The 23,542-nt window shown below is 31.0% G+C and carries 19 protein-coding genes; 3 read left to right on the top strand and 16 right to left on the bottom strand.

The features are described 5' to 3' along the window. A partial coding sequence (locus ACH2CG_RS14515) for an endonuclease/exonuclease/phosphatase family protein (protein WP_395066447.1) occupies positions 1 to 514 on the top strand: 514 nt, incomplete at its 5' end. Between the two features lie 140 nt (positions 515 to 654). On the opposite strand, the gene ACH2CG_RS14510 is transcribed toward ACH2CG_RS14515, so the two are convergent. From ACH2CG_RS14510 to ACH2CG_RS14475, 8 genes are all read right to left on the bottom strand, one after another. Next, a complete protein-coding gene (locus ACH2CG_RS14510) occupies positions 655 to 1,269 on the bottom strand; it encodes a WbqC family protein (RefSeq protein ID WP_395066445.1) in 615 nt (204 codons plus the stop codon). A 63-nt stretch (positions 1,270 to 1,332) separates the two neighbouring features. Next, positions 1,333 to 2,895 (bottom strand): signal peptidase I, encoded by a 1,563-nt coding sequence (gene lepB, locus ACH2CG_RS14505; protein WP_395066443.1) that lies wholly within the window; start codon positions 2,893 to 2,895, stop codon positions 1,333 to 1,335. 57 nt (positions 2,896 to 2,952) lie between these two features. Next, the gene (gene dapB, locus ACH2CG_RS14500) at positions 2,953 to 3,654 is read right to left on the bottom strand and encodes a 4-hydroxy-tetrahydrodipicolinate reductase (RefSeq protein ID WP_395066441.1); all 702 of its coding nucleotides are present in this window, start codon (positions 3,652 to 3,654) and stop codon (positions 2,953 to 2,955) included. Positions 3,655 to 3,704: 50 nt separating this feature from the next. After that, entirely contained in the window at positions 3,705 to 4,265 is a 561-nt protein-coding gene (locus ACH2CG_RS14495) for a DUF5683 domain-containing protein (protein ID WP_395066439.1), read from the bottom strand. Then, positions 4,265 to 5,164 carry a ParB/RepB/Spo0J family partition protein gene (locus ACH2CG_RS14490; RefSeq protein WP_395066437.1) on the bottom strand — a complete coding sequence of 300 codons (900 nt, stop codon included), beginning with the start codon at positions 5,162 to 5,164 and terminating at the stop codon, positions 4,265 to 4,267. Before ACH2CG_RS14490 ends, ACH2CG_RS14495 begins: the two co-directional genes overlap by 1 nt. Positions 5,165 to 5,167: 3 nt before the next feature. Next, the gene (locus tag ACH2CG_RS14485) at positions 5,168 to 5,935 is read right to left on the bottom strand and encodes a ParA family protein (RefSeq protein ID WP_395066435.1); all 768 of its coding nucleotides are present in this window, start codon (positions 5,933 to 5,935) and stop codon (positions 5,168 to 5,170) included. Positions 5,936 to 6,167: 232 nt separating this feature from the next. After that, entirely contained in the window at positions 6,168 to 7,049 is an 882-nt protein-coding gene (locus ACH2CG_RS14480) for an SDR family oxidoreductase (protein WP_395066433.1), read from the bottom strand. A gap of 65 nt (positions 7,050 to 7,114) precedes the next feature. Beyond that, positions 7,115 to 8,242 (bottom strand): methionine aminotransferase, encoded by a 1,128-nt coding sequence (locus tag ACH2CG_RS14475; RefSeq protein ID WP_395066431.1) that lies wholly within the window; start codon positions 8,240 to 8,242, stop codon positions 7,115 to 7,117. 129 nt (positions 8,243 to 8,371) lie between these two features. Between ACH2CG_RS14475 and ACH2CG_RS14470 the strand changes: the two genes are divergently transcribed. Then, positions 8,372 to 11,605 carry a VIT domain-containing protein gene (locus ACH2CG_RS14470; protein ID WP_395066429.1) on the top strand — a complete coding sequence of 1,078 codons (3,234 nt, stop codon included), beginning with the start codon at positions 8,372 to 8,374 and terminating at the stop codon, positions 11,603 to 11,605. A gap of 102 nt (positions 11,606 to 11,707) precedes the next feature. After that, positions 11,708 to 12,265 carry a LemA family protein gene (locus ACH2CG_RS14465; RefSeq protein ID WP_395066427.1) on the top strand — a complete coding sequence of 186 codons (558 nt, stop codon included), beginning with the start codon at positions 11,708 to 11,710 and terminating at the stop codon, positions 12,263 to 12,265. Positions 12,266 to 12,277: 12 nt separating this feature from the next. On the opposite strand, the gene ACH2CG_RS14460 is transcribed toward ACH2CG_RS14465, so the two are convergent. The 8 genes from ACH2CG_RS14460 to scpA form a co-directional block, all read right to left on the bottom strand. Next, positions 12,278 to 12,682, bottom strand: a complete 405-nt coding sequence (locus ACH2CG_RS14460; RefSeq protein ID WP_395066425.1) for a response regulator — start codon at positions 12,680 to 12,682, stop codon at positions 12,278 to 12,280. Next, entirely contained in the window at positions 12,676 to 15,066 is a 2,391-nt protein-coding gene (locus ACH2CG_RS14455) for a PAS domain S-box protein (protein WP_395066423.1), read from the bottom strand. Before ACH2CG_RS14455 ends, ACH2CG_RS14460 begins: the two co-directional genes overlap by 7 nt. 217 nt (positions 15,067 to 15,283) lie before the next feature. Further along, a complete protein-coding gene (locus ACH2CG_RS14450; RefSeq protein ID WP_395066421.1) occupies positions 15,284 to 16,279 on the bottom strand; it encodes a nucleotidyl transferase AbiEii/AbiGii toxin family protein in 996 nt (331 codons plus the stop codon). 2 nt (positions 16,280 to 16,281) lie between these two features. Further along, positions 16,282 to 16,884, bottom strand: a complete 603-nt coding sequence (locus ACH2CG_RS14445; RefSeq protein WP_395066420.1) for a DUF6088 family protein — start codon at positions 16,882 to 16,884, stop codon at positions 16,282 to 16,284. Between the two features lie 301 nt (positions 16,885 to 17,185). Next, positions 17,186 to 18,292 (bottom strand): hypothetical protein, encoded by a 1,107-nt coding sequence (locus ACH2CG_RS14440; protein ID WP_395066418.1) that lies wholly within the window; start codon positions 18,290 to 18,292, stop codon positions 17,186 to 17,188. Next, positions 18,289 to 20,478 (bottom strand): ATP-binding protein, encoded by a 2,190-nt coding sequence (locus tag ACH2CG_RS14435; RefSeq protein WP_395066416.1) that lies wholly within the window; start codon positions 20,476 to 20,478, stop codon positions 18,289 to 18,291. Before ACH2CG_RS14435 ends, ACH2CG_RS14440 begins: the two co-directional genes overlap by 4 nt. Further along, positions 20,463 to 21,680 carry a DNA cytosine methyltransferase gene (locus ACH2CG_RS14430; RefSeq protein ID WP_395066414.1) on the bottom strand — a complete coding sequence of 406 codons (1,218 nt, stop codon included), beginning with the start codon at positions 21,678 to 21,680 and terminating at the stop codon, positions 20,463 to 20,465. The genes ACH2CG_RS14435 and ACH2CG_RS14430 overlap by 16 nt, the downstream gene beginning before the upstream one ends. Positions 21,681 to 21,774: 94 nt before the next feature. Next, positions 21,775 to 23,542, bottom strand: a 1,768-nt coding sequence (scpA, locus tag ACH2CG_RS14425; protein ID WP_395066412.1) for a methylmalonyl-CoA mutase, incomplete at its 5' end; no start/stop codon positions are given.

Genomic DNA, 23,542 nt, shown 5'->3' with positions numbered 1-23,542 from the left:
TAATAAAGGAAATATTGAATTTCCTGAGTCCGATAATCTAATTGTGTATGCAGATATCCGAAAAGGAAAAGATACAATTAGAGTTTACAACATGCATTTACAGTCCATTAAAATTTCTCCTGATGTAAATGAAATGCAAGACAATGTCGATTCTATAAATCAACAAAAATCAGAACTAGTTGTTAAGCGTATCAGTCTAGCATTCAAGCAACAACAGAAGCAAGCTGAGGTTTTAATGAGTCATAAAGAAAAATGTAAATACCCAATAATTATCTGTGGTGACATGAATAATAGTGCATTTTCTTATGTTTATAGAAGCATAAAAGGAAACCTATATGATAGTTTTGAAGAAGCTGGAAGTGGCTTTGGACAAACTTATAATTTCAAATTTTATCCAGCTAGAATCGATTATATTTTTGCAGACAAACGAATGAAAGTCAAAAATTTTCAAAATTTCCCACAGTTTAAAAATTCCGATCATTATCCAATTCTTACACGATTAATGATAGAGTAGGAGCGAATCTTTTGCGCGTTTTTGCAGTCCGTATTCCTGCTGTCTTTCCAAAACTTTTTTTAAATAAAAAAAGGTTTTTCCCTTACATCAGGGCTAAAGAGTTTTTGTCTTTTACAAACATTCAGGATGGTAAGAAGAATTTATAATTCTTGTTTTTTCAAATATTCCACAGCATATCTACCTTCATTAAAAAGTAAATCTAGAATACTCAAGTTGTTTATAAAACCATGTTTTTCGCCAAATACTTGTGTGTAAGGTTCAATTACAGTAACATCTTTTTTTCCATTAATCAAGTTACGAAAATCTTTTTTTTCTGCAATTTCATGAAAATACTCTGTAGTTTCATCGTAGTCGAATTCCAATCGCAAACATTTGGAAACAAGCTCCATTGATTGCAAATTCAAATCCATTAAAAAAGTGTATTTTTTCTCAAAAAAAGGTCGAATGTCATCTTCAAAATATTCAAAAAAAGGCGAAGCTCTATAAGCAGCTTCTAGCGATTTAAAATGTTGTTTTTGCCAGTCAAAAGCCGTTTCTAGCCTTACATCTTTTATTTTTTGATACGGTTTATTAGAATGTTTTACAGGAATATTTAGCAGTTGAATCCCATTCGGACTGTAAATTTGCATTCTATTTCTGTTGGTTTGTTTTTGAAAATTATCTTCCATTTCAAAAGTAACTTTATCCGCTTTAGAAATAGCAATAAAGTGACTAATTGATGGAAAATAACTAGGATGTATAAGAATGTTATTCATTTGTTTAAAATGTTCAAAAAAGTTTAAGTTGGTTTATTTTGTAAACCAACTTAAACCATTAAACTATTCAGATTTTGCTTTTCTCTTTTTCCAGAAATACTCGCCAACAAAATATGCTGCTAGTAAAAATAAGAAATATTTAAAGTATGATTGTGGTTGACCTTCACCGCTAACAGTTGTAAACAAGCGTTCCCAACGTATTTTATTCATAATACCTTTTCCTTCACTATCCCAACTCATCCAAATGAAAATTGGTTTCCCAACAATATGATTTTCTGGCACATAACCCCAATAACGGCTGTCTTCAGAACGATGACGATTGTCACCCATCATCCAATAATAATCTTGTTTAAAAATATATGTTTTTGTCTTTTCACCATTTATATAAATATCAGAACCTTTAATCTCTAATTTGTTTCCTTCATATTCAGTTATTATTCTGCTGTAAAGTGGTAAACTAACTAAATCTAGTTGTACCGATTTACCTTGTTCAGGAATATAAATTGGACCATAATTATCTATATTCCAAGGTTTACTATGAGGAAATACAGACAAGTCTGGTTTCGTTTCTACATATCTTGTTACAGAAATAAATCCAGGAATTTGACGTAATTTATTAGAACTTTCCAATGTCATGGCAGGAAAATAGATAGAATCATTATTCTGATTCATAGGTCTTGGCTCGTCAGCTTTAGTGATTTTTAAATCCTTGTACAAAGCATTTAAATCATCTATTTGTGTTTTTTTGTCATACACAGCTATGTAAGAATATTGAGGTCTTGCTCGTTCAGGAAACTTCAATTCTTTTCCATTTACATAGACAATACCTTTTTTAATTTCTAATGAGTCACCTGCAATACCTACACATCTCTTTACATAATTAGATTTTTTGTCAACAGGTTTATCTGCTTTAATACCAGATCGATCAAAGAATTTTACAACAGTATCAACTGGCCAGTTAAAAACAACAATATCATTATTTTTAATTTTTTCAAATCCAGGAAATCTAAAATAAGGAAGTTGTGGCCATTTACTGTATGATTTCACATTAATTATTGGTAAAGTATCATGAACCATTGGAGCAGCAACAGTTGTCATTGGAACTCTTGCTCCATAATTGTATTTACTTACAAAAAGAAAATCACCAATTAATAACGATTTTTCTAATGAAGAAGTCGGAATTGTAAACGGTTGAATGAAGTAAGTATGAACAAATGTTGCAACTATTATTGCAAATAATAAAGAACTTACAGTATCACCAGTTTTGGTTGTAGCAATAGTACTTCTGTCAGTAATATAAGTTACGTTCTGAGTATAATTGATGTAGTAGATATAAAATCCACAAGTGATAATTCCTAAAAAGGTATCTAATGTTGAGTTTTTTCCAAAACTTCTAAGTGTTTCTACCCAAACTATAGGAAACATTATTAAGTTTATTACTGGTACAAAAAGTAAAAATGTCCACCAAGTTGGTCTATTAATGATTTTCATCAAAATGATAGAATTATAAATAGGAATTCCAGCTTCCCAACCTTTTCTACCTGCTTTTTCATACAATTTCCAAGTTCCCAAATAGTGAATTAATTGAACGCCTAGGAAAAAGATAAACCATTGATATAGTGTCATATTTTTATTTTTTAAGATTTGAAAAGTTTAAAAATTATTTGATTTAAACTTTATGTTTTATTTTAAATTTAGTACATCACGCATCGTGAAAACGCCTTTTTTCCCAATCAACCATTCGGCTGCAATTATTGATCCTATGGCAAATCCATCTCTGTTGTGAGCTGTATGTTTTATTTCTATTGTATCTACTTCCGATGTGTAAAAAATAGAGTGCGTTCCTGGAACAGAATCTATTCTTTTCACATCAATAAAGACTTCTTCTGCAGTCGGATTATCTATTGACCAATCGTTGTATTTTGTGTTGTTTATTATTCCGTTTGCTAATGAAATTGCTGTTCCGCTAGGCTTATCGAGTTTTTGTGTATGATGAATTTCTTCCATCGAAACGTTATATTGATTGAATTTTGACATTATTTTTGCCAAATAATCATTCAATTCAAAAAATAAATTAACACCTAAGCTAAAATTTGAACCATAAATAAAAGCTGCGTTTTTCTCCTTACACAAGTTTTCCATTTTGTGATAATCTTCCAACCATCCAGTTGTTCCAGAAACTATTGGAATTCCAGAGTTTAAACATTCTGTAATATTAGCAACAGCAGCATCAGGAACGCTAAAATCTATGGCTACATCTGCATTTTCTAATCCAGAATAATCATCAGAACTTGATTTTCGTACTACAATTTCATGACCTCTTTCTAAAGCAATTCGTTCAATTACTTTACCCATTTTTCCGTATCCAAGAAGTGCTATTTTCATTTAAGATTAGTTTGCTAATAGTAATGTTTGTTACAAATTTTAAGAGAAATTTATAATTTTAGAGATAAACTGATACCTAAATTTTGTCGCGAAGTAATTTCATTTCTGTATAAATTTGGTTTCAATGTGAGATTATCATTGACATTAAATTGCATTAAATGCGCATCAACATTGGCATCAACAATATTTAATATGTAAAAAAGTGCTGTAATCAATGCAGATAAATCTCTGTTTTTTTGATAGTATTTTTGTGCAGCAATTAAACGAGTATTATCTAGATAAGAAAATTCATCTCCACTAAAACCTTCAAGACGTCTTTTATAAACATCCCTATACTGTTGGTATTTTTTATTGTTATTGATATAAAAATAAATACTTGTTCCTAAAGCACCATAAACCAAAGGAATTTTCCAATATTTTTTATTGTAAGCTTGTCCCATTCCAGGTAAAACTGCCGAGTAAAATGCTGCTTTTGCTGGAGCCAACGGATTAATTTTGGTTTCTTTAATTGAATCCAAAGCAATCAATCCGCCACCCAATTCTTTTTGAGCAAATGATGAAGAACTTCCCAATAGGAAAACTAAAATAATTATATAAAATGACCTATCCACTAACCGTTTATTAGTTTAACGATGCGATTAAAATCTTCTTCAGAGTGAAATGGAATAGCAATTTTACCTTTTCCGTTACCAGCAACTTTTACATCTACTTTAGCTCCAAAGAAATTGGTAAATGCTTTCTTTTGATCTTCGGCAATTGCAAAGGAACTTCCTGTTTTAGCTTTTACAGCAGCAGGTTTTAGCCCATCTTGGTGTTTTTTTACCAAAGCTTCTGTATCACGAACAGATAGATTTTGACTAACAATTTTTTGGTAAATATCGGTTTGAATATCTTGATCTTCAATAGTAATCATGGCACGACCATGTCCCATACTGATGAATCCATCACGAATTCCAGTTTGGATAATTGGATCTAATTTTAAAAGACGTAAATAATTTGTAATTGTAGAACGTTTTTTTCCAACACGTTCACTCATTTGCTCTTGAGTCAATTGAATTTCTTCTATTAAACGTTGGTAAGACAAAGCAATTTCTATTGGATCTAAATCGTGACGTTGTATATTTTCTACCAATGCCATTACCAATGATTCATTATCATTTGCAATACGAATGTAGGCAGGAATTGTAGTCATTCCAACCAACTTAGAAGCACGCAAACGACGTTCTCCAGAGATTAATTGGTATTTATTAAAATCAAGTTTTCTAACCGTAATTGGCTGAATAACACCAAGTTCTTTTATAGACGATGCTAATTCTTTTAATGATTCTTCATTAAAATTAGTTCTAGGCTGAAACGGATTGATTTCGATTGATTCAATATCAACTTCCAATATATTACCAACAACTTTATCTGCATTTTTATCGTCCACCGATTTAATGTCGTTTTCTGGATCTTTTAAAAGTGCTGATAAACCGCGTCCTAAAGCTTGTTTTTTTACTGCTTTTGTCATAAATTAATTGCTATTTTTTTTAATAACTTCTTCTGCCAAACTTAAGTAATTGGTAGCTCCTTTACTCGTTGCATCGAAGGCAATGATACTTTCACCAAAACTTGGCGCTTCACTTAATTTTACATTTCTTTGAATTATAGTCTTGAAAACCATATCGTTAAAATGTTTTTGAACTTCTTCAACCACTTGATTTGAAAGGCGTAAACGCGAATCGTACATGGTTAAAAGCAATCCTTCAATATCCAATTCTGGATTGTGTATTTTTTGAACACTTTTTATAGTGTTTAATAATTTTCCTAAACCTTCCAATGCAAAATATTCACACTGAATAGGTATGATTACAGAATCGGCAGCAGTCAAGGCATTTAATGTCAACAAACCTAGTGATGGCGCGCAATCAATTAAAATATAATCATATTTATCTTTGATGCTTTCCAACGCTTGTTTCAGCATGTATTCACGATTTTCCTTGTCTACCAATTCAATTTCGATAGCAACAAGGTCAATATGTGCCGGAATTACGTCCACATTTGGCGAAGTTGATTTTATTATAGCATCTTCAGGCACATTGCTGTGTTCAAGAATTTGATAAGTTCCTATCTCAACTCCTTCCACATCAATACCTAATCCCGAACTCGCATTAGCTTGCGGATCGGCATCAATTAATAATACTTTTTTCTCTAAAACACCCAGTGATGCGGCTAAATTTACCGAAGTTGTTGTTTTTCCTACACCACCTTTTTGATTGGCTATTGCAATGATTTTGCCCATTTATTCTATTCAAATTTTGAGTGGTAAAAATACAATTTTTTATGGTTTATGAAAGTGTTATTTGTTAACAATGTTGTAAAGTTTAGTATTCAGTGGTCCGTTTTAAGTGTTCAGCGTTTAACAGTCAGACAATAATGTAAACCAAAATAAAAAAGTCAGAAAGAAAATTTCAATCTGACTTACAATTTATAATGTATTCAACTAATCACTGAAAACGGACCACTGTGAACTACTATTTACTTCCTTTATTCTTAATCATTGCTTCAAGCATGTCCCACATTTCAGGTGGAATTTGCTCTAACATATTAAATTCTCCTGCACCTTGAAGCCATTCGCCTCCATCAATTGTAACCACTTCACCATTCATATAAGCCGAAAAATCAGATACTAAATAGGCAGCTAAATTGGCCAATTCTTGATGATTTCCGACTCTTCGTAAGGGTACTTTTTTAGTCATATCAAATTTGGATGCTAAATCGCCTGGCAACAAACGTTCCCAAGCACCTTTTGTAGGAAATGGTCCAGGTGCAATCGCATTCATTCGAATTCCATATTTTGCCCATTCTACAGCCAAACTTCTCGTCATGGCTAAAACTCCAGCTTTCGCAGTCGCGCTCGGAACCACATAACCCGAACCTGTCCAAGCATAAGTAGTTACAATATTTAAAACCACTGCCGATTCTTGTTTTGCCGCAATCCAGTGTTTGCCCAATGCCAGTGTACAGTTTTTAGAACCTTTTAATACAATGTCAATTATCGTATCGAATGCATTGGCAGATAATCTTTCGGTTGGCGAAATAAAATTTCCAGCTGCATTATTTAACAATACATCCACTTTTCCAAATTCTTTTAAAACTTCTGCAAGCATGGCTTCAACTTGGTCATAATGACGCACATCACATTGCAATGCCAAACATTTTCCTCCATTTTCTGTGGTAAGTTCTTCGGCTGTTTTTTGTAGTTTTTCTAAATCGCGAGAAGTGATGGCTACATTGGCACCCAATTCTAAAAAATACTGAGTCATGGCTTTTCCCAAACCACTTCCGCCACCTGTTACTATAATTACTTTGCCTTTTAACGCGTCATCGCGAAGCATTTTTGCTGAAAAATCCATATTAGTTTAATTTGTTTTTCAAATATAATCAAAATATTTGTTATGCATGCATAGTAAATAAAATTTTATAATTTCATTAATCGTTCTACTGCATTTTGCAAAGTAGTTTCGTCTTTAGCGAAACAAAATCGGACACATTGCGTTTGTTTTGCATCAGCATAAAAAGGCGAAAGCGGAATAGTAGCAACTCCATAATCAGTCACTAATTTTTTTGTAAAATCCAAATCAGAAGCATCGGAAATACTTTTATAAGAAGCAACTTGAAAATAAGAACCTTCGCACGGCAACAATTTAAATTTGGTTTGCTCAAGTAAATTTCTAAAAAAATCTCTTTTCTGTTGGTAAAATTTACCTAGTTCTTCAACCTGAACGACTTCCATATAATCATTTATAGCATTTTGTGCAATACTGTTTACGCTAAAAACCAGAAATTGATGTACTTTTTTAATTTCTTTCATCAAATGTTCGGGCGCAATTAAATAACCAATTTTCCAGCCAGTTATGTGAAATGATTTTCCAAATGAAGAAACTATAACACTTCGATTTCTCAAATTTATTTTTTGATTTATCGAAATATGTTTGTTTTCAAAAGTGATGTATTCATAAACTTCGTCAGAAAGCACAAGTAAATTTGGATATAAATTCAACAATTTTTCTAGCTGAATAAAATCGTTTTCAATCCAAATTTTCCCAGTTGGATTGTGCGGATTGTTAATGATTATCATTCTAGTTTTCGAACTTATTGCGTTACCAATTACTTCCCAATTAGGAGTAAAATCATCGTTTAAATTGATGCGTCTTGGGATAGCATTGCAAAGTAAAACTGGGGTTTCATAACAATCATAACTCGGATCCAAAATAAGTACTTCTTCGTTTGGATGTACCAATGCTTGAATGGTTGCAAAAATGCCTTCTGTTGCGCCAGCAGTGACTAAAACATCCGTTAAAGGATTGACTTTTCTATTGTAGGATATTTGCGTAAGCATTGCAATTTTTTCTAATAAAGGCATAAAACCAGCCATAGGTAAATATTGATGTACTTCTTCTTTTGCCCATTTTGCCACGCTATTTTTTAAACGTTCATCAACTGGAAAATTAGGAAATCCTTGCGAAAGATTGATGGCTTTGTGCTCGTTTGCCATTTGCGACATTATAGAAAAAATGCTTGTAGTAATATGAGGAAGTTTGGACATGAATTTTTGAATTTACAGTATAAAAGTAATTAATCTGAACAAAAAACAAAACCTCTTCCCAACCTTTTTATAAAAATGATGCTCTTACTTATTATACAAGTTTCGATAAACAACTAAAAACTATATTTTATGAAAAACATACTTCTAATTTCGCTATTATGGATTGGATTTTTTGTTCAAGCGCAAAGTCCGCAACTCAATGTAAAAGGTAAAGATTCTTCGTTAGTGCGTTTGAGTCAATTGAAAGTCAATGTAAAAGTGGTAGGAAATATTGCTTATACCACTACCGAAATGCATTTTTTTAATGGAACCAACCGTCAGATGGAAGCCGAATTGATGTTTCCGTTGCCCGAAGGTGTTTCGGTTTCTAGATACGCAATTGACATTAATAATAAAATGCGTGAAGCTGTTCCTGTAAATAAAAACAAAGGAAAACAGGTTTTTGAAGCTATCGAACACCGTCGAGTTGACCCAGGTTTGCTAGAAAAAGTAGAAGGAAATAATTTTAGAACTCGAATTTATCCGTTAATGCCAGGTAAAGAACGCATCGTAATTATTGGATATGAACAAGAATTAAGCAGTTTTGATGCAACGCATTTATCCTATCAAATGTTGAGCAGTTATCCTGTTCAATTGGATGTTTTTGAATTAAATGTTGCCATAATTGGAGCTTCATCTGAACCAACAATTACTACCGATGAAGGTTTGATTGCCTTAGAACATTTTAATCAAAGTTATCAAATTTCTATCAAAAAAAGCAATTACAAGCCCAAAGATAAAATGTTGATTACCATACCAATTCGTTCTGAAATTCCAAGTGTTGTGGTACAATCTGTAAACAATCAGCATTATTTTTATGCGAATACGATTCTTGAAAACACTAAAATTCATAAAAAAAATCCAAATTCTATTGGTTTGCTTTGGGATGTTTCCTTGAGTTGCAAAAAACGTAATTTGAAAAAAGAATTAGAACTATTGAATGCCTATTTTTCGGAATTAAAAAACGTAGAAGTTACCTTATATTTAGCTGGTTATACTTTCGAAAAAAAGAATAATTATAGTATTAAAAATGGCGATTGGTCCGCTTTGAAAGCCATTTTAGAAAACACACAATATGATGGTGGAACTCGTTTTTCAAAAATTAAATTGCCAGTTCATGACGAGTATTTATTTTTTACAGATGGATTATCGTCGTTGAGTGCTAATATTTTGCCAGCAACTAAAAAACCAATTTACACAATAAGTTCATTGGCATCTTCAGATTATGCTTTTTTAAATTATAATGCTATAAAATCAGGTGGAAATTTCATCAATTTAAACGAATTGAAAATTGCTGATGCCATTGATAAAATGGTTTTTCAGAATTTAAAATTCCTTGGTATTAAAGATAATTATTTGGTTACAGAGATGTATCCAATGGTTGGAACTCCAGTTTCCGGTAGTTTTAGTATGGCTGGAATTTCATTGAAAGCTAGTAACGAAGTTGTACTTCAATTTGGGTATGATGAAACTCCAATTTTAGAAAAAATAATAATCATTGATGCCTCAAATCAGGCTTCGAATGAAGTAAACATTGAAAAACTTTGGGCTCAGAAAAAGATAGCTTATTTAGAAATTCAGTACAAATTAAATGCAGATGAAATTGAAATGATGGGCAAAAAATATGGAATTGTAACTCAAAATACATCTTTAATTGTTTTGGAAAGTTTAAACGATTACATTCAGTATGACATTGTTCCGCCAGCAGAATTGCGTGAAGAATTTGATCGAATTTTAAAACAACAAATTACCAATGCGCAAGCCAAAAAATACAGCAACTGGGAAAATGTTGCTGCTTATTATCAACAACTTTTAACTTGGTGGAATCAAGACACAAAATACAGTGTTCCCAAGCCAGTTCCAGTCGTAAAACCTGGTAAAATGGTTGGAAATATTCGTGGCGTTGTTTCTGATGATTCTGGACCATTGCCTGGTGCAAATGTAGTTGTTAAAGGAACTACAAGAGGAGTTGCTACAGATTTTGACGGAAAATTTGCGCTTAATGCAAGACAAGGAGATATTTTGGTAATTTCTTTTGTAGGACTTCAAGACAAACAAATAACTGTTGGACGTGCAACAAATTATACCATTCGATTGAAAGAATCAAATCAACAATTAAATGAAGTTGTTGTAGTTGGATATGGAAGTCGCTCCAGATTGGACGATGATGAAGATAAATCAGAAGATCAAGTTGTAAGACAGAAAAAAAGTGTTTCGTCATCAATAACAGTGGTTTCTTCTAAAGAAATTTCAGCCGATAGTCCTAGTCCAAATGTTGTACAATCATTAGCAGGAAAAGTTTCTGGACTTCAGATTTCAACTTCAAATAATTTTTCAACTACAGTAAACCATACTTGGGCAACATCAGATACAATTTCAAACGGAACTTATTCTGAAGGTTATTTGGAATTAGAAAAAACCAAAGTAACGCAGTGGAATCCAGATAGAGTATATTTGAAAGTTTTGGCTACAGTTCCAGCCGATAAAAAATATGCTGCTTATTTGCAATTGCGAAATGACGAAATTACAAATCCGAATTTTTATTTTGATGTAGCCAATTATTTTTATGACAATGGAAACAAAGAAAAAGCCTTATTAGTATTGAGTAATATTGCCGATTTGGGATTAGAAAATCATCAATTGTATAAATCTCTAACTTATTTATTACGCCAATGGGAAGCTTATGACGATGCTTTGTACACAGCTAATCAGGTGGCAATTTGGAGAGCACAAGAACCACAAGCGCATCGTGATTTAGGTTTGACATTGGAAGACAATAAACAATATCAGGCAGGTTTTGATGAGTTAATAAAAGCGCTAGAAGTGAATTATTATGGTGAAATGAGCGGACAATATGCTGGTGTTGAAGATATTATTTTGATGGATTTAAACCGAATGATGCAAGAACACAAAAGCATTAAAACGGACAAATTAGACAAAAAATACCTTGATAAAATGCCAATCGAAATAAGAATAATCTTGAATTGGAACCAAATGGATACGGATATTGATTTACATGTAATTGAACCAACTGGTGAAGAATGTTATTACGGTCATAGAGATACGCAAGCTGGCGCAAGATTTTCTAAAGATTTCACGCAAGGTTATGGTCCAGAACAGTATTTATTACGCAATGCTGTGAAAGGAAAATACATCATAAAAACCAATTACTTTGGCGAAAGAACGCTTACAGAAAATGGTCCGACAACAGTTATGGTAGAAATTTATACTACTAAAAATGGAAAAACTGAAAGAACGTTGCAAACCATTCAGTTAGGAAAAGTAAAAGAAAACCAAAATTTGGCAGAAATAACAATAGATTAGTTAATTAGTTGAGGTTAATGTGAAAGCAGCTTTGAAAGAAATTTCAAGGCTGTTTTTTATTCTTCAATTTTAGTACATTTGTAATTCATAAAAAAAGAAGCTATGTTTTTCATTATTTTACTATTAGGAATTATTGGTTTTATAATTTTTGTAAGCTATAACAACATTATTATCAAACGTAATGCTGTAGAAAATGCCTATTCGGGATTGGATACTGTATTAAAAAAACGATATGATATTTTGCCAAATGTTGTGGCTTCTGTTCAACAAGCAATGCAATTTGAAGGAACTACTTTAGAGAAAATTGTAAGTCTAAGAAACGCCACTGCCAATACCAATTTGCAATCAGAAAACCGTATTCAAACCGAAAATGAGTTGAGTTCACTGTTGTCAAAAGTTTTAGTAACTGTTGAGCGTTATCCCGATTTAAAATCGAATGAAAATTTACTGCATTTGCAACGCACCATTATTGGTATAGAAGACGATATTTCCTACGCAAGAACTTCATACAATAACAGTGTTTTAGCCTACAATAACCAAATTGAAACAATTCCAGCCAATTGGGTTGCCAAAGAAATGGGAGCAACTAGAAAAAGTTATTTTGAAGCAGTTACTTCCGAAAGAGAGAATGTTTCGGTAAAGCATCTGTTTAAAGAATAGTATTAAAAAATATTAATTAATACTCTCTAAGAATTCTTTTGTTAAAGGTTTTTCATGAAATGATTTAATGTTTTTATTAGCATTAATTTGGTCAATATCTTTTTCATTATTGGTTGACGAAATAATGTAAACAGTGCATTTATCTTTTAATTTTATCGAAAATTTATTGAAAATTTTCATGAACTCAAAGCCTGACATTTCGGGCATATATATATCAATAAAAATAATATTGGGCACTAGTTTTGTATTTTCTTGATTTTCTGACAAATAATTTAAAGCTTCTTTGGCAGACGAATATTGAAGTACATGTTGAGCAAATTTATTTTGAGTTATGATTCTCGAATTGATGTATAAATCTATTTTGTTGTCGTCAATAACCATTATAGTTTCAAATTTTGGTGTAATTTGGTTTAGCATGGTTTAAAGTTCTTTAAATTTATTTTGAAATTGGTTTCTTTCCCAAATATAGATTGAATTTCTATGGTTCCTTCTATTTTTGTAATAATTTCTTTTACAATGTATAATCCTATTCCTGCGCCATCAATTTCTCCGGATAATCGCACAAACATATCAAAAATTTTGGTTTGATTTTCAGATGCAATTCCAATTCCGTTATCGAATATTTCTAGGCTTAAAGTATCATCAACACTGGTTCCAATTATTTTTATTATTTGATTTGGTTTATTCCTATCTTTAAATTTTATGGCATTAGAAACTAAATTTTCTATAACGGTAGTGTAACTTTGCTTATCCGAATAAAAATCACAGTGCTCATCAAAGTTAATTTCAAATGAAATATTTTTAGCTTCTTTGATGTATAACCGTGATGCTACAATTTTTTCGGTTGTTTCTTGAAGGTTAATTTTTTCTATTTCCAATTCGACACGATTGTTTCTAGAGTAGCTAAGAATGTTTTTTATAAACTCATCAAGTTTGTTAATACTTTCATGAATCATTCTTGCATGCGTTAACGTATCAGGTTCTTTAGTATCTTCCTGAATAAACGATAGCAATCCTAAAACAGAGGTAAGCGGCGAACGTAAATCGTGGGAAACACTATAAACAAACCGATCAAGTTCAAAATTGGTTTTTTCTAATTCTTGATTTTTTAAAATAAGTTTGTCTTCGGCAAATTTACGTTGTGAGATATCTTGATGAGCAACTACAACCAATTCTTGATCTCCGTCGAACGGCATTGCGAGCATAGCAAACCATCGTTCTCTAGATGGCGAATGACAAGGATATTCATAATAAAAATTTCTATTTAACTTGTTCATCACATTTCTCAATCCTTCCATTACTATTGTTGCAGACGGATCTCCTGTTTCTGCCGATTTCTTGCAAACCCTAAAATAATTGCTTCCTAAACCAGTATTGTGTATTGTTGTTTCATTGTTTTCTGTCGCAAATCTATCCCATGCATCGTTCACGGCTACAATTTTTCCGCTTGTATCTATTACTGCAATGTGCGCACTAAGAGAATTAATAATATTTCTACTGAAAGCCTCACTTTTAAGTAATTTTTCTTCCGATTTCTTCTTTTCAGAAATATCTCTAAAATTAATTACAATTGCATTGACACTTTTAAGATGCATCATGTTGGTTACTTTTCCTTCACACCATATCCATTTTCCATTTTTGTGTCTCAGGCGCTGTTGTGTGGTGAAAGATTTACCAGGAATCAACAAAATTTGATTTATTTTTTCCATAAAATGAGCCAAATTATAAGGATGCGTCATAGAAAAAGCCGAAAGATTTAGATATTCATCTGAAGTATAACCTAATATTTTACTAAAATTGGGACTTCCATAAATAAATTTTCCCTCTCTATTACAAAGCGCAATAACATCATTACTATTTTCAATTAATGCTCTAAATCGTTTTTCATTTAAAAGTATAATTTCTTCATTGCGTTTGTGTTGTCTTTCTTTTTCAAAACGGTCAATAGCAAATGAAATGTCACCAGCAACTTCAATTAGTAATTCAATTTCTTCATGGTTAAAAAAAGTCAATTCAGACGAATATAGATTTAATGTTCCAATAATTTGATTGGCTTTTTTAATTGGTAAGATAATGCAAGAACAAATGCCGTGATGTTCTATAAATGGCTTCCAATTTAGAAGTTTAATATCATTTTGGATATCATTACAAATAAAAAAACCATCCTTTTCAAGGATTTCTTCCTTAGAATAATCATCTTTAAGCGTATTGAATTTTTCAATTTCTTTTCTACTAACGCCACTTTGTTCAACCAATATTATTTTATCGTCCTCAAACAATCCAATCCATGCGATTTTAAATTTTCCAAATTCGGTTGCAATTTTACAGGAATTTTTAAACAAAGCATCTTCATCTTTTATTCTAACAATATTTTGATTTACCTGACTAATAAAAGCATACAGACGACTAATTTTTTCAGTTTGAAGCTCTAATGTTTTATGTTCTGTGCTGTCTAACGATAAAATGCAAATGCCTTCTTTTACAGGTTTTATGGTAAGTTCAAACCATTTTGCAGTGTCATCTTCAAAAATATATTTGTTTTGTACCTGTTTGGTTTTTCGATTTATCATACAATCCGAAAGTACCTTAAAGATTTTCAATTTTTCAATATTCGGAAATTTATCTTTGATGTTTTGCCCTATTAATGCCTCTTTTTTAAGATTCACATGCTTACACAAAGTCTCATTGACATAAATAAAATTCCAGTCAAAATCTATAATTTGAATTCCTTCAAGCAATGAATCAAATATATTTTGAAATTGTTTTAAAGCATCTAAATCTAAAGTATTGTTTTGTTTCATATTCTTTTCAATCAAAGTACTACATAAAAAAAATATAGTAGTTGTTCCTAGAATGTAAAGTTGATGCTATTTGAAGAATTACTGTTGCAAAAGTTTTTTAAAAAGTTGCAAAATTATTGCGTTTTTGGATGATTAAAATGGAAAGAATGTTTAGGAGTTGTTTGGTTGGAAGAGAGGATTTTTGGTTATGGATTTGTTTAATGAGTAGGTTTTATGGTTATATATTATTAATTTTAATGTTTAATTCTGTCAACTTCATAATCAATTTATCAAAGGAGTCTGTTTTTCCATAAAACATGCTTTCTTGCATATCTTTATAATCTTTTCTCCAATTTTCTATTATTTTTTCAGAAGGAATAAAATTTAAAGTTTTGGTATTATGTTTGGCGTAATCAACCCAAGGTAAATTTGTTATCATTTCTCTATGAGTAACAATATTTTGATATAATTCAGTATTGTTTAGTGCTTGTTGCGAATAATTTGAATCCATCAATTTAGAAATATCATACAAATGTCTTGTCATTCGTTCGTGTCTAATTTTACTTTCATCTGGCTTTTGAAACTCTTCATGTAATAAAAATATTTTTTCTAAAAAAGTTCTTGTTGGTAAAACTGTCGGAACACTTATTGGTTTATTAGAAAAAGGTAAATTTGGATAAACTTCGTCAATAAAAGAAATAACTTCTCTATTTTCAAATGGATTACGTAAGGAACGCGAACTTATTTCTATCAAAATTCTAGGTTGTAAATAAGGAATAGTCTCAGTCAATGATTTATATCGTAATTCAATACTTATTGGGTCAGTATCTGACTCTTCAAAATTGACTATGCTTAATTCAAAATCCTTGACATTATTTTCTAGAAGCTCTTTTTTTAATTCATGAATAAAGATTTCACTAACAAATTTCGCAGATTTTCTTCTTAAATTTTTTACTTGACTTTTAGTAAGATTACCGTCAAGATTAAAAAAAGACCGGTCTAATGCTAAATCAATATCTTCAGAAAAACGTTCAATTAAATTATAAGATTTGCTTAAAGACGTTCCTCCTTTAAATAACAGATAATTACCATATTTTGTTTTGAAAATGGCTCTTAAAGCAATCATAACCCACCAATCTTTTTCAATAGCAGTTGGTAATAATCCTTTTTTAATACTGACTTGATTAATTATAATTTTTCTTTCATCTTCCGATAAATTAAACCATTCTACCATAATTATTCTTTAATTATATTTTTAATAATTTCGGCAATCCAAACTGGTGCTAACTTTATATCGTGTTTAATATCAGCAACATCTAAGTTTTTTACTATTTCAGTGATTTTTTTTAAAACCACATCATCAACTTTATCGATTCCTAATTCTTTTAATGCTTGAATGACTAAAACGATTGTTTCATTTTTTGCCGATAATAATTTGGGAGCTGCTTTTTTAAACTTGATATTATATTTATCATGCACTTTAATTGACCTTGGTGCGCCATCGGTCAAATAAACTACATTCATAGGAACTTGATTTGATAATCCTAATTTATTTAAGGCTTGATTTCCTGTTGGAATAATTCTAGCTTTATCTCTTTTTGCAATAGCAATAGCAATTTCGTCTAGTGTTGGATAAAGAATACCTAATACTTTATGGTTTTTAGGATATAAATAAATACCATGGCTTAACCGAATTAAAAATGACTTATCTTCCAATCGCTTTAGTGCTTGCCTAACTGAAGTTGAAGTGCCAAATTTGATAAAATCATTTGGGAAAAATAATTTTCCACGCTTATGATTTGAAACCGATTTATTAATTTGATTTTCAATAGATTCCATAATTTTTATTTAGATAATCTGTCACAAATATAGCATATAATTGTGACAAAAAAATAAATAAAATTGGATTTTTTATTTTGCGATGTCAGGATACTTTGCATAGCTTGACTAACAATAATTCCTACGAAGTTGAAGAAACCGAAAAGCGACTTAAAACCAAAGAAAAAAGCAAAATCTAAAAAAGATGGTGACAAGAAAAAGAAGAAGAATTGATTGGTAAAGAGCGACAAGTTTGTCGCTCTTTTTTAATTATAGATTATTTAGCTTTTTAATTTAAACTAAAGCTAAACAATCAGATTTGTTAAAATAATGACCTGTAGACTTCTTCAACATTAAAATCTGGTGAACCTTGTCTAGAATAATAATTAGAATATCTGGAAATTATATCTTTTAGAAAAGGCATTGAAACAGTAGCATTTCTGATGATTTGACCATTTGCGATCTTTTCGTTAACGTCTATTTCAGACATTGTTTTTTTGTCCTGAAAATCTATTAACCCTGCTTCTAATGAGTTGCTTTTAGGCACAAAGTGAAAATTTTGTTTATTATTTTTTATGTAAATGTTTAATTGTGTTTTGACAGGATTGTTTTGACCAGTTACTATTGTCAATGTTTCGTAATTTGGAATAACTTCAGCTAAAGTTTTTATTTTACAAAATAATATGTATTTAGTATTTCTAGTACCATTATTACGTAACACAATATCACATGACGGAGTAAGGACTATGTATTTATTATTTTCATATGAAATTATATCACCAGTAAATATATTTTGTTTTATTGGTTTAGTAATATAAAATTCACTTGGATGATATTTCTCAATATCTTCATCAATATACTCCTGCATATGCATTATCGTATATCTTAATAAAGATTTTTGTTTTTCATCTGGATTTCTAGTAACATCATTTATCCAATTACCCATTGAATTTGAAAGGTGGTTCCAAAAAATATTATTAAGAAAATTTTCAATATGACCTTTACTGTTTATTATTTTTGTTATGCCTGTATTATAAATATCAACTAGTTGTTGAAGATGATTGTCTTCTTCTCCTCTCGTTTTTATTTTAAAAAAATCATTTTGGATTTTTAAATCATCGGCAATGTGTTGAGGTGTTCCTGTTACAACGAAAACTGGAAATCTTAAATTGGTTTTTATTTTTCTAATTACTTCATTACCTGAATAATTTTCGTCGGGTTTTCCTTTTGAATCTAATTTTAAATCAACTATCGCTGCATCAAAATATATTTCTTTATTATCTAGAATTGATAGTGCATTTTCTTTTTCTGAAACTAACTCGTAAACAATTTTGATGTCACTGTCTAAATTAAATGATTTAATATCTCTATGATATGAAGTTATTAATTCCTGATCATCTTCAACAATTAGTAATTTTAGTTCTTTCATTTTTTATCAATTTCAATTTGAAAATATACACCTTTTTCAACTTTTCTTGCTTTTAATTTGCCGTTTAGTCTATCAGTAGCCTCGCCAGCAATCGCTAAACCTAAACCAGTTCCATTATGTTTTTTTGAATAACCTGGTTCAAATATTATTTCTGTTTCGATTTCATCATTAGTTAATCCCGGTCCATTGTCAATAAAATCGATTGTTATTGAATCGGCTGTTTCTGAAACGTTTATATCAATCATTTTGTTTTTAATATCCGAAAGATTAAGCCAGTAAATACTATTTTCGATAAGATTGGTAATTGATGTGAATAGGTCTTCTTCCCACCCATGAACTAATATTGATTTACTACAATTTAAATTAAAATCTATATTGTATTCCTTCATAGTATTTGAAAATATTTGATAGGAATTTTCTATTGTCTCAGAAACTGAAAAATCTATTTTATTACCTCTTTTTTGCCCTGCAAGAGGATTAATTCTTTTAAATAAATCGGAAATTAATTTACTGTTTCGTCTTATTCCTTTTGCGCTTTCATCTAAATTATCTAATAAATCAATTTCCTTTGTAATCTTATAGTGTTTGATATATCTTTCTATAACATTTGCTTCTGTATTAAAAAAATGAATAGGTTTTCTACCTTCATGAAGAATAAAACTTACAATTTTACCTAAAGTTGCTTGCCCTTGATATATTGCAATTGTTTTTTGAATATCTTCTAAAAGTTCAGCTTTACTTTCTTCTTCTTCTTTTAGAATTGACTTTATTTGAGAAATATTTTCTTTTCCAACATTAAATTGTTCAAGCTTAGTTTCTATGTTTTTAGATAAATTTGAAAAACTAAAAAGATTTTGGATACTATCATTAATTGTATTTCTGACCTTTCTACTCTTTAAACTACGCTCTCTAAAAATAAGTCTACGTAATTCTAATTCTTTAAGAGCTTTTTGAGCTAATTCTTTTAAACCAAAATAAAACTCATTTTCTTTCAAGCCGTCTCTAGCACTTTTTTCTTCAAGGTTAGATAATTCTTCTGGTTCAATTGTTATGAAACCAATAATTTGATTATTACTTATTTTTAATGTAAAATTCTGTATTCTATCTCTATCTAAATCGAGCCAATCTATTCCACCATTACCATAAGGTCGTATTCTAAATTGATTTTTGTATATATTAACACCATAAGTGTCATTTAACATTTTCTTTGCAAGTTGTTTACCTGCAAATTTTTTAGAAACAGGGTCAATTAAACCTTTATTGATAAGATTTTCTATTGCTTCAGGTTCTCTGTCAAAAACTCTAAAATCAATAATTAATTTGCCACAATATTTACCATTATTTTCAAGTTTATAATTAGATTTTATTATTTCAGATTGACTTACTAAAGCAACATTATTTTCATAAATCAAGCTGGCATTTCCATTTTCATCTATGGTTCCGCTAATTCGATAGTCATATAATTCAATAATTGGATATGTTTCTATATCAAATGCAATGTCATTATATGTATCAAAAGGAGAGTTAATAAAAGATAAATTAATTTTAAATATATCTGATTCAAAATCTTTAAAGGGAGAAATAAGTTTTCTTAATTCATTTATTAAATCATCTATTGAACTTTTATCCCAAACGGATAATTTTTCATCATCATTCTCATTTTTTGCTACAATTTCAATATCAGTATATGATTTTTCATCTGTCTTTATTTTTTCGACAAGCAATTCTATATTTTCAAGAAAATCGTCTGCTTTAAAAACTCTCCAATCAATAACAGTAGTGGTTTTCTCTCCAAACTTATCAACTGTTGTCATGGACATTTCTTGCCCTAAAATTGAAGCAGCAAATCTTCCAATCCCTTTTCTTCCTTGAAAAAATCTTTTCTTTTCGGGACTGGTTTTACGTTTGAGTTTGTCATTTGTTGCAGGAACCAACCATTTGTTTACAACTGTATCGAAATCCATTCCATGACCATCATCAGTAATTTTAATTAATAAAGAATCTTGATTATCAATTTTTTTATACTCAAAAATTATATTGACAAAAGAAGCATCTGCATCATAAGAATTTTTAACTAATTCTACTAATGCAGCATAGGAATCACCAATTAAATCACTTCCAATGGTGTGAATTAATCGTGCAGCAGGTCTTATTTTATAATAACCGTTATCTAATTCTTCTGACATAATAATTCTTTCATTTTTTTAGCAATTGCATTCGCCATTAATGGCGGAACAGCATTACCAATTTGTTTAAATGCAGCCGAGCGTGAACCTTCAAAATAGAAATCATCTGGAAACGATTGTAATCTTGCGGCTTCACGAACAGATATAGAACGACATTGTTTTAAATCAGGATGAATATAATAATGTCCATCTTTTGCTATATGCGCGACAACGGTATGAGAAACTCCTTTTCCATCCACAACTTTGTAACGGTCGGTAAAAGAAGTTTCGTTTCTATGAGTTTTTAATTCTTCTGGTAAATCTGGATATCTTAATCGTTCTTTTCCTTTATTCCATTTTTGAATAGCTGTCTTGTAAATAGCTAAATCTCTTTCATTATGTGGTCTAGAAATATGTTGTGTAACAAAGTCAACTCCATTTCTTAAATTAAACTTTTCAAGATATTCGTTTTTACTTTCAGTATATTTTGTTGTTTGTAAGCTTTCTCCAGGTTTCAGTTTCGGCAAATCTGCAAAAGCATCACCAACAGTATATTCTTTAATTATCTTTTCAAATTCTGGAAAACCAAAATCATTATCTTTTTTCCAACCAACAATAATTATTCTTTTTCTTGCTTGGACAACTCCATAATTTGAAGCAGTTAAAGTATCATGATATACTTCGTAGCCTAATCTCCTGAAATAAGATTTTAGGTTTTTAAAATGTTCACCTTTCTGTGCCGTTAATAAACCAGGAACATTTTCAAAAACAAAGGCTTTTGGCTGAAATTCTTTTAAAAATCTGCCGTATTGTATGTATAGCTTATTTCTTGGGTCTTTTTCTATATCTTCTTGATGTCTTCTTAATAAGGAATAGGCTTGACATGGTGGACCACCAATTATCAAATCTACATTAATTTTGTTTTTTTTTATAGTTTTAAAAACACTATTAATGGTATCGTCATTAATCTCAATATTTAAAACTGAGTCTAAAATTTTAACTGGAATTTCTTTATAAAAAATCTCTTTTGTTATTTCACCTTTAATATATTGGTAATAAAAATCCAGATTATTTATTGATTTTAAATAATGGTAAGCAGCACGAGTTTTAATAGTTTGGCACGCTTCAGCATTCATTTCAACGTGCGCAATTGGGTTAAAACCTGCATTGATAAAACCTTCTGACATTCCAGATGCTCCAGCAAATAAGTCAATAAAATTCAAACTTTTAGACATATACGGATAATTACCAATTGAGCAAATGTAATTAAAAAAATGGATTAATAAAAATATAAGTTTTAACTTACTTTCCTCTTAATCAATCCTCCATCAAAACCTCCAAAATACTAATTGCAGCTTCACTAATTTTAGTTCCAGGACCAAAAACAGCAACCGCACCAGCATCAAAAAGGAATTGGTAATCTTGGGCAGGAATTACACCTCCAACAATTACCATAATATCTTCACGTCCGTATTTTTTTAGTTCTTCAATAACTTGTGGCACTAAAGTTTTGTGTCCAGCAGCAAGAGAAGAAACGCCAAGAATGTGAACGTCGTTTTCTACGGCTTGTTTGGCAGCTTCGGCAGGCGTTTGAAATAACGGACCAATATCTACGTCAAAACCTACGTCGGCATAACCTGTGGCAACAACTTTTGCACCACGATCGTGTCCGTCTTGTCCCATTTTGGCAATCATAATTCTAGGACGACGACCTTCTTTTTTGGCGAAGGCATCGGCTAGTTGTTTTGCTTTTTCAAAACTCTCGTCATTTTTTATTTCTTTACTGTACACGCCGCTAAAACTTCTAATTTGTGCTTTATATCTTCCGAAAACTGCTTCCAAAGCATCACTAATTTCGCCTAATGTGGCTCTATTTCTGGCTGCTTCTACTGCCAAATCTAATAAATTTCCATTAGAATTTTGAGCACAATCGGTTAATTTTGCTAAACATTCAGCAACTTTAGTATTGTCGCGAGTAGCTTTTATTTGTGTCAAACGTTCAATTTGTTGCTTTCGCACCATGTCGTTATCAACATCCAAAATCTGTAATGGATCTTCTTTTTCTAAACGGTATTTATTTACTCCAACAATAATATCTTGACTACTGTCAATTCTGGCTTGCTTTCTGGCAGCAGCTTCTTCAATACGCAATTTCGGAATTCCAGCTTCGATGGCTTTGGTCATTCCACCTAATTCTTCTACTTCTTCAATTAGTTTCCAAGCGTTTTGTGCAATTTCGTTGGTCAAACTTTCTACATAATAACTTCCAGCCCAAGGATCTACGGTTTTGCAAATTTTTGTTTCTTCTTGTAAAAATATTTGGGTGTTTCTAGCAATTCTAGCCGAGAAATCGGTTGGTAAAGCAATCGCTTCGTCCAAGGCATTGGTGTGTAATGATTGTGTTCCGCCAAATGCTGCTGCTGCTGCTTCAATTGCTGTTCGAGCCACATTATTAAACGGATCTTGCTCGGTCAAACTCCAACCTGATGTTTGACAATGCGTTCGCAAAGCCAATGATTTTTCATCTTTTGGACTAAATTGTTTTAGCAATTTTGCCCATAACATTCGTCCGGCACGCATCTTCGCGATTTCCATAAAATGATTCATGCCAATTGCCCAGAAAAAAGATAGGCGAGGAGCGAACTCATCGATTTGCATTCCGGTTGCTAAACCTGTTCGAATGTATTCCAAACCGTCAGCTAAAGTGTAGGCCAACTCAATATCGGCAGTAGCTCCAGCTTCTTGCATGTGGTAACCCGAAATAGAAATCGAGTTGAATTTTGGCATTTTTTTACTGGTATATTCAAAAATATCAGCAATAATTTTCATCGATGGCGTTGGCGGATAGATGTACGTATTTCTAACCATAAACTCCTTCAAAATATCATTCTGAATGGTTCCAGAAAGTAATTCTGGAGCAACTCCTTGTTCTTCGGCAGCGACAATATAGAATGCCATAATTGGTAAAACCGCACCATTCATAGTCATCGAAACCGACATTTCATCTAGTGGAATTTGGTCGAATAATATTTTCATATCTTCAACCGAATCTATGGCAACACCAGCTTTTCCTACGTCACCAAAA

It is taken from the genome of Flavobacterium sp. (genome assembly GCF_043778725.1).
Taxonomy (GTDB): domain Bacteria; phylum Bacteroidota; class Bacteroidia; order Flavobacteriales; family Flavobacteriaceae; genus Flavobacterium.
The sequence above is the reverse complement of the archived record's forward strand: the minus strand, read 5'-3'. Positions and strand labels throughout refer to the sequence as shown.